Genomic DNA, 13,234 nt, shown 5'->3' on the forward strand with positions numbered 1-13,234 from the left:
GTCCCCTCTGTCATGCAGCAAGCCGCTTGAAGCCGGCGCAAGATGCGTGGCATCGCATGCGAGCGCTTATTTCGGCTGCAACTGCAGCGTATAGCGGGTGGCGGTCGGCAGGAATGGGGTGGGCCGGCCATGCACCCAATCATCGTGTCCTGCGCCCCAGAACGGCGACAGCGGGTGGCCGCTCTGGCCACCGGGCATATGCACGATGCCGTCCTGTTCGTGGCCAGGGGAGACCACCATGCGTTCGGAGGCGCCGAATGCCGGGCCTTGTACGCGCGGCATGTCGCGATCGCCCGGCAATTGATCGGGCGGCATGCACAGCCAGCGCTGGGCGAGCGCAGGCAGTGCGCGCGCGATGGGATGACAGATGGAGGCGGTGTTGCGTTCGCCCCAGCGGCGTTCGCCGAGCGGCTGGCCCGGCTCGCCTTGTGCAAGTAGCGCAGTGTGCGCATCGCGTGCGGCATCGCTGAGCAGCCGATCCCAGCTGGTGTGGTTGGGCGGCAGCAGATGCGCCGGGCGTTGCTGCAGCAGCGGCCAAACGATCCCTTCCATCTGTGCACGCCGCGGCGGCAGGAACGCCTCGCCCAATGCCGACCTGGCGGGCGCCAGCAAACCTGCTTCCACCGCATCGATGGTCTTGCTGCGGAAGTCGCGCACGATGCGGTAGCTGGCCGACCTGGCGGACGCATGCCCGTCCCACTGCCGCGTGGCGCGCTCGATCTGCTGCAGCGCCGGGTCCTGGCTGTGTGTGACCACGCCACGCAACAGCTGCCACCAGCGCGTCAGCAGCAGCGCGCGATCATCCAGCTGGATCGCCAGCAGATCACGCTCGGTGAAGCGCTGTTTGGCGAACAGGTCGTCGCGGATCTGCTGTGCCCGCGCGCCGAGGTCGTAGCCCGCGTTGCCGAGGATCGCCAGCTGCGGCGCGTCGACCACGCGGCTGTTGGCGGTCCAGAGCCGATGCGAGGGTGGGTCGATCAATGCAGGCGCCGTGTCGCTGCGCACCGGCCACGGCGTGCAGCCCGTCGTGGCGGCTGGAGGCGTCGCTGGCGCCGCGACGTTCGCCAGTTCGGCGATGCCGCTCGGGCTGCAGCCGGCGTTGCGCGCCGGGCGCGCGCCGATCAAGCGCCAGGCGATGCGCCCGCTCTGGTCGGCCACCACCAGGTTCTGTGCAGGAATGCCGGAGCGGTCCGCCACCGCGAATGCGCCGGCAAGATCGCTCGCGCTGCTCAATCGCATGAAATCCAGGCCGATCGCACCGGGCAACTGCGCGGCCCAGCGCAACGCCAGCACGCTGCCATCGGCATTGTCGTGCACGACCGGCCCCCAGGCCGCTTCGCGCACCTCCAGGCGCACCGGCGCTGCGCCGGCCACGCGGATGGTTTCCACCTGCGTGGTCAGTGCCTGCGGGTGCCCTGGCGTTGCTGCCGGGATGCGTGCGAAATCGGCGGTATCGATGAAGCTGTTGGTGAAGGCCCAGGCCACATGTCCATTGCTGCCCACCACCACCGCCGGCAGGCCGGGCAGGGTGAAGCCGGTGACGTCCACCTTGCCGTCGGTTGCGCCGGGGTCGGGGTAGCGCAGCCGCGCACGGAACCAGATGTTGGGCGCGCGTAGACCCAGATGCATGTCGTCGGCAACGATGGCGCGGCCGTCAGCGGTGAGCGTGCCATCCACCGCGAAATTATTGCTGCCTGGCGTGGGCTGCTCGGCGCGCGGCAGCGCGAGCGCGTGTGGCAGCCGGCGCAGATCCAGTGCCGCTGCATCGGGCAGCACGGCATCGCCCTGTGCCGGCCCGAACAGCGGCGCGTCCCAACTGGAGCCCTGATGGTCGAGCAAGGCTGCCAGGGCTGGCGGCACCACCGCGCGAATACGCGCGGCGGCCAGCTCGGTCTGGTTGTCGTTGTCCTGCAGATCGGCATACATCGCCATGCCGGTGAGGATGGAGTCGTCCAGGGTCCAGGCACGCGGGCGCTGCCGCAGCAGCAGGTATGCCCATGGCCGCACCCGCAGCGCCGCCAGTCCGGCATTGACACCTTCGGTATAGGCCTGCAGCGCGTCGCGCTGGCTGCCCAGGGCGATGTCCAGGTTGGCCTGCACGCGCGCCCGCAGCCGGTGCACGCGGTTGCGCTTGTCCAGGTCAAGGGCCTTGGCGCCGAACAGTTCGGACAACTCGCCAGCGGGCGCGCGGCGCATCAGATCCATCTCGAAATAGCGTTCCTGCGCGTGCACGTAGCCGAGCGCGCGCAGCGCATCGATCCGGCTGTGTGCATCGATGGTGACCACGCCGTTGCTGTCGCGCTGTACGCTGACCGGTGCGTGCAAACCGGCAAGACCGTTGGCACCGTCCAGTTGCGGCAGGCTGCCGCGCAGCAACAGGAACACGATCGCAGCGACGACCAGCGCCAGCAGCACGATTCCCAGCGATAGCCGGCCCAGCCATTGACGCATTGTCGATTCCTTGAGTTCGGTCGGGAGTGGCCACCGGCATGCGGATGTCGGCATGCGGGACGGTGACGTGAAGGACCGGCAGTGTACGAGCGGCACATGCCGATTCGAAGCCCCAGCTGCGCCACGTCGGTCGCGGCGTGATGGGCGGTCCGTCGTGGGCAGTGTCGCCGCCGGCCATGACGGTGGTGGGTCTGGCCGCAAGCGCAACTGAAAGTGATTCCGATTAGATCATTGCCTGAGCAGATAGGGCACCATGCGCACATTGCGTCGCTGGAGCACACCATGAAAGGCCATCCTGAAGTCGTCGATTACCTCAAGCAGCTGCTGCGCGGCGAGTTGGCGGCACGCGACCAGTATTTTCTGCATTCGCGCCGTTACGAAGACCAGGGCCTGATGGCGCTGTACGAGCGCATCAACCACGAGATGCAGGAAGAGACTGAGCATGCCGACGCGCTGCTGCGGCGCATCCTGTTCCTGGAGGGCGACCCGGACATGCGCCCGGCCGAGTTCACCCCCGGCAAGACCGTGGTGGAGATGCTCGAGCGCGATCTGGTGGTGGAGTACGAAGTGCGCGCCGCGCTGGCCGCCGGCATGAAGCTGTGCGAGGAGCATGGCGACTACGTCAGCCGCGACGTGCTGCTCAAGCAACTGCAGGACACCGAAGAAGATCACGCCTGGTGGCTGGAGCAGCAGCTGGGCCTCATCAAGCGGATCGGCCTGGAGCTGTACCAGACCTCGAAGATCGACAAGGGCCACGTGGCCGGTTGATTGCATCCGTGTGGCCCGAGCGCCGCGCTGTGCAAGGCAGCGTGGCGAGGGCGTGTGGGCCATGCGGCGCGCATCGTCGCATGGCCGGCGAACCTGCGCTCAGTCGCGTTGCAGGCGATGACCGCCGTGGTCAGTGCGGTGACACCCTTGGCGCGAAGAACGCGGTTCCTGTGCGCGGATGTCGCCTTGTTCCAACGGCTGCACCTGCCACCGCACATCGAACAGCGCATGTACTTCGGGGCAGCAGCCTGAGGCGACGGCCGTGTCGGTTGCGCCGCTGCGCGCCGCGCCTCAGCAGCCTGAGGCGCCCGCAGTGCCGGCCGCGCCGCTGCGCGCCGGATGGGTGAACCACCGTTACTGCACTTCCAGCCCATCAACCTTCTGCCACCCGCGCGGCAACAACGACCCACGACTCGCACGCGCACCCACATACATCTCCAGATCCTTGAACGACAGGCTCATGGTGCGTGCGCCGCTGCGCACCAGCAGCGTATTGCCCGGGGCGACCGCGACCACCGCGACCACGCGCTCGGTGCCGAGCTTAGCCTTGGGGATCTCGATGATCTTGTTGCCCTTGCCCTTGTCCAGCTCGGGCACGTCGGTGGCCGGCACCGCCAGCAGGTTGCCGGCACTGGTAACCGCGACGATCCGATCAGTCTGCGGGTTGCTCACTTGTGCGGGCGTGAGGACGTGCGAACCTGCGGTGAGATTGAGCATGGCCTTGCCGGCCTTGTTGCGGCCGGTGAGGTTCTCGAAGCGGGTGACGAAGCCGTAGCCGTGCGAGGACGCCAGCACGAAGCGAGTGGCGTTGTCGGCGCTGGCCATGACCTGGAATGCCGCACCTGATGCCGGCGAGAACCGCCCGGTCAACGGTTCGCCGTTGCCACGCGCCGAGGGCAGGGTGTGCACCGCAGTGGAGTACGCCCGGCCGTCCGAATCCAGGAACGCCACCTGGTGGGTACTGCGGCTGCGCACCGCCACCAGCAGGCCATCGCCATCGCGATACGACATGCCGGCCGGATCCACCTCGTGCCCCTTGGCCGCGCGCACCCAGCCCTTTTCGGAGAGCACCACGGTCATCGGTTCGCTGGCGACCATCTCGGTTTCGTCGATGGCCTGGGCGGCACCGCGCTGCACCAGTGGCGAGCGGCGTGCGTCGCCGAACTTCTTGGCATCGGCAGTGAGCTCGTCCTTGATGAGCTTCTTCAGCTTGGCCTTGCTGTCCAGGATCGCCAGGATCTGCGCGCGTTCCTTGGCAAGCGCTTCCTGCTCGCCACGGATCTTCATTTCTTCCAGGCGCGCCAGCTGGCGCAGCTTGGTTTCCAGGATGTATTCGGCCTGTTCCTCGCTCAGCGCAAAGCGCGCGATCAGCACCGGCTTGGGTTCGTCCTCGCTGCGGACGATGCGGATCACTTCGTCCAGGTTGAGGAAGGCGATCAACAGGCCTTCCAGCAAGTGCAGGCGACGTTCCACCTTCTGCAGGCGATGGTTGAGGCGGCGGGTGACCGTGTCGCTGCGGAAGGTGAGCCATTCGCTCAGCAGTTGGCGCAGATTCTTGACCTGCGGGCGGCCATCCAGGCCGATCACGTTGAGGTTGACGCGGTAGCTGCGTTCCAGGTCGGTGGTGACGAACAGGTGGCCCATCAGCTGCTCGGCATCCACGCGATTGGAGCGCGGCACCAGCACCACCCGCACGGGGCTGGTGTGGTCGGATTCGTCGCGGATGTCTTCCAGCCACGGCAGCTTCTTGGCGCGCATCTGCTGGGCGATCTGCTCGATCACCTTGGACGGCGACACCTGATACGGCAGCGCATCGATGACGATGTTGGCGTGTTCTTTCTTGTAGGTGGCACGCGCGCGTACGCTGCCATGGCCGGTTTCGTAGATGTTGCGCAGGTCGGCACGCGGAGTGATGATCTCGGCGGTGGTCGGGTAGTCCGGGCCCAGTACGTGCTCGCACAGGTCGGCGACGCTGGCGTCGGGGTCGTCGAGCAGGCGCAGCAGCGCGCTGACGATCTCGTTGAGATTGTGTGGCGGCACGTCGGTGGCCATGCCCACCGCGATACCGGTGGTGCCGTTGAGCAGCAGGTGCGGCAGGCGCGCCGGCAACCAGGTGGGTTCTTCCAGGGTGCCGTCGAAATTGGCTGCCCAGTCGGTGGTGCCCTGGCCGATCTCGCCCAGCAGCACTTCGGCGATCGGGGTCAGCTTGGATTCGGTGTAGCGCATCGCCGCGAACGACTTGGGGTCGTCGGTGGAACCGAAGTTGCCCTGGCCTTCGATCAGCGGGTAGCGGTACGAGAACGGCTGCGCCATCAGCACCAGCGCCTCGTAGCAGGCGCTGTCGCCATGCGGGTGGTACTTACCGATCACATCGCCCACGGTGCGCGCGGACTTCTTCGGCTTGGCAGCCGCGTTCAGGCCGAGCTCGCTCATCGCGAAGATGATGCGGCGCTGCACCGGTTTCAGGCCATCGCCCAGGAACGGCAGGGCGCGGTCCAGCACCACGTACATCGAGTAGTCGAGATAAGCGCGTTCGGCGTACTCGCGCAGCGGCAGCTGTTCGAAGCCATGGAAGGTGGGGCGGGTCAGATCGGTCATGTAAAGCCAGGTCCTGCGTGAAGAAGACTCCGCGCCAGGGCGCGGACTCGAAGAGCGCCGATTATCCGGATGCGGCGGGGGATGCCAAGCTGCGCGCGTGGTCGCTCGCCAGATAGCGCGTGGGCGGGACGCCGAAATGGCGGTGGAATACGCTGACGAAGGCATCGGGGGCGGCTGTAGCCGAGTTGGCCAGCCACCCGCCGCCGCCACGCCGGCCGCTTGGTATAGCGATGCTTGCTGGCGGTTTAATCGCGATCAACATATTTGCGTTGACAAATATATTATGCGGAATAAAATGGCCGCATGAGCGATCACCCCGATACCCCGCCTTCGTTTGGATTGCTGTTGCGCCAGGTGCGCGACGCCTTGATGCGTCAGCTCGATGCCGAAATGAAGGGCGAATTGCCCGATTTCGGCTTCAGCCACTACGTCGGCCTGAAGATCCTTGCCGTGCGCTCGCCGTGCACGGCCAATGAACTGGCCCTGGCGCTGGACCAGACGCCGAGCGCGGTCACCCGCCTGCTCGACAAGCTGGAGTCGCTGGGCGCGGTGCGCCGCGAACCGCATGCCCAGGACCGACGCGCGCTGCAGATCGTCATGACCGAACAGGGCGCGGCGTTGTGGCAGCGGCTGCGGCTGCGCGGTGAACGTGCCATCGAATACGGCCTGCGCGATCTGTCCGTTCCCGAGCGCGAGCAACTCACCTCCCTTCTCCTTCGTGTCCGCGATGCACTCAACTCATGAACGCTGCTAGTTCCTTTCTTCAGACGCTGCGCCCGCGCTCGATGCGCCTGACGCGGCCGCTAGTCCTCACCGCGCTGACCCTGGCGCTGGCCGCGTGCGCCAGCAGCCGTGGTCTGGCACCGCAAGCCACCGTGCTGCAGCCCGGCGACGTGCAGGCCGAGCGCACCCTGGCGCAGGCCGGGTTGAGTCCGGCCGCATGGCCGGCCAGCGACTGGTGGCGCACGCTGGGCGATGCGCAACTGGATGCCCTCATCGCCGAGGGCCTGCAGCACAGCCCCAGCCTGGCTGCTGCCGATGCGCGGCTGCGCCAGGCCCAGGCGCGCATCGGCAGCGCGCAGGCCGAGCGCTGCCCCAGCCTGTCGGTCTCCGGTGGCTATACCGGATTGCAGTTGCCCGAATCGATGGTCGGCGACGCGCTGGGCGGCAGTTACGGCGGCAGCGCGCAGGCGGTGCTGGATTTCCGCTATGGCGTGGATCTATGGGGTGGCAAGCGAGCCGCCTGGGAAGCGGCGGTGGATCAGACGCATGCCGCCGAGGTGGATGCACAGGCCGCGCGGCTGAACCTGTCGGCGGCGATCGCCGAAGGCTATGCGCAGCTGTCCTATGCGTGGAGCCTGCACGATGTGGCCAACGACGAGCTGGCGCGTGCGCAGAAGACCCTGGATCTGACCCGGCAACGTCGCGGTGCCGGCATCGACAGCGACCTGCAGGTGCGGCAGGCGCAGGCGCGCGTGCCGGCCGCACAGCAGCAACTGCAGTCCGCTCAGCAGCAGATCGACGAGGCGCGCACCGCACTGGCCGCGCTGGTCGGGCAGGGCCCGGATCGCGGGCTGCAGATTGCACGCCCCACCCTGGGCAGCGGGTTCGCCACGCACTTGCCGAGCACCCTGCCGGCCGATCTGCTGGGCCGTCGCCCGGACGTGGTGGCAGCGCGTTGGCGGGTAGAGGCGGCCAACAAGGACATCGCGGTTGCCAAGGCCCGTTTCTATCCCAGCCTCAACCTGGTCGCACTGGGCGGCGTCATCAACCCGGATGTCGGCCAGCTGCTGGAAAGCGGCTCGGTGTTCGGCCTGGTGGCGCCAGCGCTGAGCCTGCCGATCTTCGACGGCGGCAAGCTGCGCGCCAACCTGGCCGGTCGCGACGCGCAATATGACCTGGCGGTGGCCGACTACAACCAGAAGGTGATTGCCGCCCTGCGCGAAGTGGCCGACCAGGTCAGCGCCGTGCGCTCGCTGGAGCAGCGCGCCCAGGCACAGGACCAGGGCGTGCAGACGGTGACCGCCGCATTCGAACTCGCGCAGCAGCGCTACCGCGCCGGCATCGGTAGCTACCTGGAAGTGCTCAGCGTGCAGGAGCAGTTGCTCGTCGCACGCCAGCGCATGGCCGGGCTGCAGTCGCAACAACTCCTGGCCTCGGTGAGGTTGCAGCGTGCACTGGGTGGCGGCTACACGCCGGAACCCGCACGCGACAACGCAGCAACCGCGACCACTCCCGCACAACCGAATTCCTGAGACAGCGACGATGAGCCAGACGACTCCTGCTTCTTCCCAACCCGCGCCGGCCGCACCCAGCAAGCGCCGTGCGGCGCTGCGCATCGTGGCCATTCTGGTGATCCTGGCGATCGTCGGTCTGGTGGCGTGGTACTTCCTGGTCGGCCGCTGGCACGAGGACACCGACGACGCCTACGTGCAGGGCAACCAGGTGCAGATCACCCCGATGGTGGGCGGCACCGTGGTCAGCATCGGCGCCGAAGACGGCATGCGCGTGGAGCGCGGCCAGTTGCTGGTGCAGCTGGACCCGGCCGATACCGCCGTGGCACTGCAGCAGGCCGAAGCCAACCTGGCCAGGACGGTGCGCCAGGTGCGCGGGCTGTACCGCAGCGTGGAAGGTGCGCAGGCCGACGTCTCCGCGCGCGAAGTGACGCTGCGCAGCGCCCGTGCCGACTTCGCGCGGCGCAAGGACCTGGCCGCCACTGGCGCCATCTCCAACGAAGAACTGGCGCATACCCGTGACGAGCTGGCGGCTGCCGAAGCGGCGGTGAGCGGCTCACGTGAGACCCTGGAACGCAGCCGCGCGCTGGTGGACGATGGTGCGGTTTCCAGCCAGCCGGATGTGCAGGCGGCCGCCGCGCAGCTGCGTCAGGCCCATCTCAACCATGCGCGCACCGACGTGGTGGCGCCGGTGTCGGGGTATGTCGCGCGGCGTTCGGCGCAGGTTGGCCAGCGCGTACAGCCGGGCAGCGTGCTGATGGCGGTGGTGCCGCTGGAGCAGGTCTGGGTGGAAGCCAACTTCAAGGAGACCCAACTCAAGCACATGCGCCTGGGCCAGCCAGTGGAGCTGCATTCGGACCTGTACGGTAGTGGCGTGGATTACACCGGCCGCATCGAGAGCCTGGGGCTGGGTACTGGCAGCGCGTTCTCGCTGTTGCCGGCGCAGAATGCCAGCGGCAACTGGATCAAGATCGTGCAGCGCGTGCCGGTGCGTATCGCCGTGGACAGCAAGCAACTGGCTGCCAATCCATTGCGGATCGGCTTGTCGATGAAGGTCGAGGTGAATCTGCACGACCAGCAAGGCAGCGTGTTGCCGGCCAAGGCCGCCACGGGTGCGGTGTTCTCCACCGACGTGTATGCGCAGCAGTTGCAGGCGGCCGACGCCGACATCCAGCGCATCATCCAGGACAACCTGCCGCCGCAGGCGGCCACCAAGGCGGGCTGAGCCAGCATGTCTTCGCAAGCTCCCACCACGCCCGGCGGCCCGGCGGCACCGGCGCCCGCCGCCGGCTTTCGTCCGGCGAGCGTGGCGTTGTGCACCGTGGGCCTGGCGATGGCCTCGTTCATGCAGGTGCTGGACACCACCATCGCCAACGTCTCGCTGCCCACCATCGCCGGCAATCTCGGTGCCAGTTCGCAGCAAGCCACCTGGGTCATCACCTCGTTCGCGGTGAGCACCGCGATTGCATTGCCGCTGACCGGCTGGTTGAGTCGTCGCTTCGGCGAAACCAAGTTGTTCGTGTGGTCCACGCTGGCCTTCACCGTCGCCTCGCTGCTGTGCGGTCTTGCGCAGAGCATGGGCATGCTGGTGGTGGCGCGCGCGCTGCAGGGCTTCGTGGCAGGGCCGATGTATCCCATCACCCAGAGCCTGCTGGTGTCGATCTACCCGCGCGAAAAGCGCGGGCAGGCGCTGGCGTTGCTGGCGATGATTACCGTGGTGGCGCCGATCGCCGGGCCGATCCTGGGTGGCTGGATCACCGACAACTACAGCTGGGAATGGATCTTTCTCATCAATGTGCCGCTGGGCATCATCGCCAGCAGCATCGTCGGTTCGCAGCTGCGGCATCGCCCGGAACAGCTGGAAAAGCCGCGCATGGACTACATCGGCCTGATCCTGCTGGTGGTCGGCGTGGGCGCGCTGCAACTGGTGCTGGACCTGGGCAACGACGAAGACTGGTTTTCCTCGGACAAGATCATCGTGCTGGCCTGCGTTGCTGCGGTCGCGCTGGTGGTGTTCGTGATCTGGGAACTCACCGACAAGGATCCCATCGTCGATCTCAAGTTGTTCCGGCATCGCAACTTCCGCGCCGGCACCTTGGCGATGGTGGTGGCGTATGCGGCATTCTTCAGCGTGAGCCTGCTGATCCCGCAGTGGCTGCAGCGCGACATGGGCTACAACGCGATCTGGGCCGGCCTGGCCACCGCGCCGATCGGCATCCTGCCGGTGCTGATGACGCCTTTCGTGGGTAAATACGCACTGCGCTTCGACCTGCGCATGTTGGCCACCATCGCGTTCGTGTTCATGTCCTTCACCAGCTTCTTCCGCTCCAACTTCAACCTGCAGGTGGACTTCGCCCATGTGGCCACCATCCAGCTGGTGATGGGCGTGGGGGGGGCACTGTTCTTCATGCCGGTGCTGCAGATCCTGCTATCGGACCTGGATGGACGCGAGATCGCGGCGGGTTCGGGCCTGGCGACCTTCCTGCGTACGCTGGGCGGCAGCTTCGCCGCCTCGCTCACCACCTATCTGTGGGCGCGTCGCACCCAGGTGCACCATGCGCATATCACCGAACACATCTCGGTCTATACGCCCGGCATGCAGGAGCAGGTCACCGCCATGGGGCAGGGCGATCTGCAACGCGGCGCCGCCTTCCTCAACAACACGATCAATCACCAGGCGTCGCAGATGGGCTTCAACGACATCTTCTACCTGCTCGGCTGGACGTTCCTGGCGATCATCATCTTCCTGTGGTTGGCCAAGCCGCCGTTCGGTGCGGGTGCCGGTGGTGCGGCGGCTGGTGGGCACTGAGCGGCAAGGATGATCGCGCACCATCCCGCTGTGCAGCGGGATGGTGCGTCGCGCATCGGCGCATTGTTGTGCTGATGCAGGCGAAGGCCGTCCATCCGGCAAGGCGCGTCAGGCGATCGGCAACGACTGCGCTGCACCGGTAGCAACCGCCCAAACGCAAAAAACCCCGCCGAAGCGAGGTTTTTTGCGTTTGACCGTGAGTCGTGGTGCCCAGGAGAGGACTCGAACCTCCACGAAGTTGCCCCCGCTAGCACCTGAAGCTAGTGCGTCTACCAATTCCGCCACCTGGGCGACTCAGGGGACGAATTGTGCAAGTTGCATGCGCGGCTGTCAACGCATCTTCTGCAAGAATAGTTGCCGGTGGTATGGGTGTGCTTACGCTGCGGAGTCTCGTCAACACCGCCAGGGCAGTGCAGTGCCCTGGTCGAAGGACGTTCCGGCGCGCCTGGATAGTCCCGGCCGTGTCGTTAGAAGTCGGTCTGCGCGGTCCGCAGCACCGGATACAGCTGGTAGCGCTCGTCCCAGGAGGAATGGCGCCTGGCGAAGAATTCCAGCCGCGCCTGCGGGTCGGCGGCGAAGGCCTTGTCGCTGGCGAGGCGCTGTTCGAACTGCGCCTTCAAGTTGGCATCGCGGGCCAGCATGTCGCGCGCCACGTCTTCGGCGACATAGGCTTCCATGTATTCCTTGCGTTCGAAGGCGGTGTTGAAGAAGCCCCATTGCAGCAGCGAATCCGGCGCCTGCGGTTCCAGCATCGCCATCACCAGGCGTGCCTTGGGTTGGGCAATCGGCACGAACAGCGAGCCGGCCGGCACCGCGCGTCGTTCCTCGCGCCACTGCCCGCTGACCTCCAGCGTCTGGTGGCTTTCATTGGAGCGTGCTGCAAACTTGGCCGTGTCGGCGCGGAAGGTTTGCACCGGGCGCTCGGCAGCGCTGCCCAGGGTGCGGAAGTCGATGCCATGCAGGCGCAGTTTCTCGCCGATCATGGCGGCCTGCGCGGCAGGCACCAGATAGCCGCCGCGCGGCGCATCGACCACCAGATCGGGGGTGATCTGATCGCGCAGCGGCACGTTCCAGACCTGCGGCGTATTTTCGTCGTAGCGCGTCATCAGCGCGCCGGAGATCGGCGAGGGCGTGCGGGTGTAGGCATAGCCGCGGAACGCCACCGTGCGTGCCTTGGGGCCGGCCGCAAAACTCAGTGGTTCCGGCATGCCGGCCAGGCGGCTGCCGCGTTGATCGGCCGCCAGCGCATCGGCGCGCCAGGCGGTGCCGTGTCTGGCGGCCTGCTGCAACACCGACACGATGGTGTTGCGGGTGACCCGCACGCGCGTGGGGTAATCCTTCCACGAATGCGTTTCCACCAGCATGCCGAAGCGGTTGCGCAGCAGGAAATACCCATGCGAGAAGCGCGGCGGCGACACCTCGTCGGCAAAGCCGGAGGTGGGATCGTCATCGCGCACGAAGGACGGGTAGTACGGCAGCGGCAGCGAGCCTTGCTTGCGCAGATCGGCCAGTACCGCATCGCGCCAACGGGTGCCGTCGCGCTGCAGGGCGGTGTCACCGGCGTGCACCGGCTCCACCTGCACCGAGACGTCGTGCTCGAACTTGGCGCCGTCGGTGACATGCAGGTCCACCACCATCAGCGGGTCCCACTGCTGCACCAGGTGCAGCATGGCCTGCATCTCCGGTGCGTCGGCCTTAACGTAGTCGCGGTTGAGATTGAGGTTCTGCGCGGTGCTGCGCCAGCCCATCTGTTCGGGCCCGCGCTGGTTGGGGCGGTTCCAGGGGCCGAAGCGCTCATGGCCATCGATGTTGAACACCGGCACGAAGACCCACACCAGCTTGTCGAGCACGCCCTTGCCGGCCTTGCCATCGAGCAGTTCGCGCAAGGCCAGGAAACCGGCATCCTTGCCATCGATCTCGCCGGCATGGATCCCGCCCTGGATCAGCACGACCGGCAGCTTGCGCCGGGCGGCAGCATCGGCATCCAGGGCGCCGCTGGTGGACACGACCAGCGCCTGCATCGGGCGGCCTTCGGGCGTGGTACCGAATTGCGTACAACGCACGGCCTGCGGATAGCGCTGCGCGAATGCATCGCACAGCGCGATGACCTCGTCATAGCGACCGGTCTGCACGAAGCCGCTGCGCTCGGCCACGCTGGTCAACGGTTCGGCAGCGATCGCGGCGGGGAGAGCGGTGCACAACAGCAGGCCCAAGGCCAGGCGGGTGAAGCGGGGCATGCGGCAGTCCGGTCATCCAGGGAAACCTCGGCAATGTAGCCGAGCCGGCGCAGTGGGCCAATCTGCACTGCGACATGGCGCCCGCTCCCGCGCGCGATGCTGCCCGGCGCATTGCACGGCGGGCGCAGGGCGCACGC

At 67.1% G+C, this 13,234-nt stretch carries 8 protein-coding genes, 1 tRNA gene and 1 pseudogene; 5 read left to right on the top strand and 5 right to left on the bottom strand.

What is annotated here, in order from left to right:
- Positions 1–66: 66 nt before the first annotated feature.
- The gene (locus XcuCFBP2542_RS10640; RefSeq protein ID WP_170066983.1) at positions 67–2,451 is read right to left on the bottom strand and encodes a penicillin acylase family protein; all 2,385 of its coding nucleotides are present in this window, start codon (positions 2,449–2,451) and stop codon (positions 67–69) included.
- Between the two features lie 282 nt (positions 2,452–2,733).
- On the opposite strand from XcuCFBP2542_RS10640, the gene bfr reads away from it, so the two are divergent.
- Positions 2,734–3,219, top strand: a complete 486-nt coding sequence (bfr, locus tag XcuCFBP2542_RS10645; RefSeq protein ID WP_064509054.1) for a bacterioferritin — start codon at positions 2,734–2,736, stop codon at positions 3,217–3,219.
- A gap of 354 nt (positions 3,220–3,573) precedes the next feature.
- Here bfr and parC read toward each other — a convergent pair whose 3' ends face one another.
- Positions 3,574–5,817: a DNA topoisomerase IV subunit A gene (gene parC / locus XcuCFBP2542_RS10655; protein WP_104603552.1), complete on the bottom strand. Its 2,244-nt coding sequence runs from the start codon at positions 5,815–5,817 to the stop codon at positions 3,574–3,576.
- Between the two features lie 61 nt (positions 5,818–5,878).
- Positions 5,879–6,017, bottom strand: a pseudogene (locus XcuCFBP2542_RS10660) (helix-turn-helix domain-containing protein); the annotation flags it as partial.
- A gap of 103 nt (positions 6,018–6,120) precedes the next feature.
- Here XcuCFBP2542_RS10660 and XcuCFBP2542_RS10665 point away from each other — a divergent pair.
- The 4 genes from XcuCFBP2542_RS10665 to XcuCFBP2542_RS10680 are packed head-to-tail and all read left to right on the top strand — an operon-like array spanning position 6,121 to position 10,860.
- Positions 6,121–6,561 (top strand): MarR family winged helix-turn-helix transcriptional regulator, encoded by a 441-nt coding sequence (locus XcuCFBP2542_RS10665; RefSeq protein WP_104603553.1) that lies wholly within the window; start codon positions 6,121–6,123, stop codon positions 6,559–6,561.
- Positions 6,558–8,072: an AdeC/AdeK/OprM family multidrug efflux complex outer membrane factor gene (locus XcuCFBP2542_RS10670; protein ID WP_104603554.1), complete on the top strand. Its 1,515-nt coding sequence runs from the start codon at positions 6,558–6,560 to the stop codon at positions 8,070–8,072. The genes XcuCFBP2542_RS10665 and XcuCFBP2542_RS10670 overlap by 4 nt, the downstream gene beginning before the upstream one ends.
- Before the next feature lie 10 nt (positions 8,073–8,082).
- Positions 8,083–9,276 (top strand): HlyD/EmrA/EmrK family protein, encoded by a 1,194-nt coding sequence (locus tag XcuCFBP2542_RS10675; protein ID WP_104603555.1) that lies wholly within the window; start codon positions 8,083–8,085, stop codon positions 9,274–9,276.
- Between the two features lie 6 nt (positions 9,277–9,282).
- Complete coding sequence (locus XcuCFBP2542_RS10680) at positions 9,283–10,860, top strand: DHA2 family efflux MFS transporter permease subunit (protein ID WP_104603556.1); 1,578 nt, start codon at positions 9,283–9,285, stop codon at positions 10,858–10,860.
- Positions 10,861–11,064: 204 nt separating this feature from the next.
- Here XcuCFBP2542_RS10680 and XcuCFBP2542_RS10685 read toward each other — a convergent pair.
- Together XcuCFBP2542_RS10685 and XcuCFBP2542_RS10690 are read right to left on the bottom strand one after the other, a co-directional pair.
- Positions 11,065–11,151: transfer RNA gene (locus XcuCFBP2542_RS10685), tRNA-Leu, on the bottom strand.
- Positions 11,152–11,327: 176 nt separating this feature from the next.
- Positions 11,328–13,097 carry a M14 family metallopeptidase gene (locus XcuCFBP2542_RS10690; protein WP_104603557.1) on the bottom strand — a complete coding sequence of 590 codons (1,770 nt, stop codon included), beginning with the start codon at positions 13,095–13,097 and terminating at the stop codon, positions 11,328–11,330.
- Between the last annotated feature and the right edge of the window lie 137 nt (positions 13,098–13,234).

The sequence above is a fragment of the Xanthomonas cucurbitae genome (genome assembly GCF_002939885.1).
Lineage (GTDB): Bacteria > Pseudomonadota > Gammaproteobacteria > Xanthomonadales > Xanthomonadaceae > Xanthomonas > Xanthomonas cucurbitae.

Excerpts from the sequence above, each read along its gene's own strand:
- XcuCFBP2542_RS10640 (WP_170066983.1), bottom strand. The coding sequence starts at position 2,451 with ATGCGTCAATGGCTGGGCCGGCTATCGCTGGGAATCGTGCTGCTGGCG.
- bfr (WP_064509054.1), top strand. The coding sequence starts at position 2,734 with ATGAAAGGCCATCCTGAAGTCGTCGATTACCTCAAGCAGCTGCTGCGC.
- parC (WP_104603552.1), bottom strand. The coding sequence starts at position 5,817 with ATGACCGATCTGACCCGCCCCACCTTCCATGGCTTCGAACAGCTGCCG.
- XcuCFBP2542_RS10665 (WP_104603553.1), top strand. The coding sequence starts at position 6,121 with ATGAGCGATCACCCCGATACCCCGCCTTCGTTTGGATTGCTGTTGCGC.
- XcuCFBP2542_RS10670 (WP_104603554.1), top strand. The coding sequence starts at position 6,558 with ATGAACGCTGCTAGTTCCTTTCTTCAGACGCTGCGCCCGCGCTCGATG.
- XcuCFBP2542_RS10675 (WP_104603555.1), top strand. The coding sequence starts at position 8,083 with ATGAGCCAGACGACTCCTGCTTCTTCCCAACCCGCGCCGGCCGCACCC.
- XcuCFBP2542_RS10680 (WP_104603556.1), top strand. The coding sequence starts at position 9,283 with ATGTCTTCGCAAGCTCCCACCACGCCCGGCGGCCCGGCGGCACCGGCG.
- XcuCFBP2542_RS10690 (WP_104603557.1), bottom strand. The coding sequence starts at position 13,097 with ATGCCCCGCTTCACCCGCCTGGCCTTGGGCCTGCTGTTGTGCACCGCT.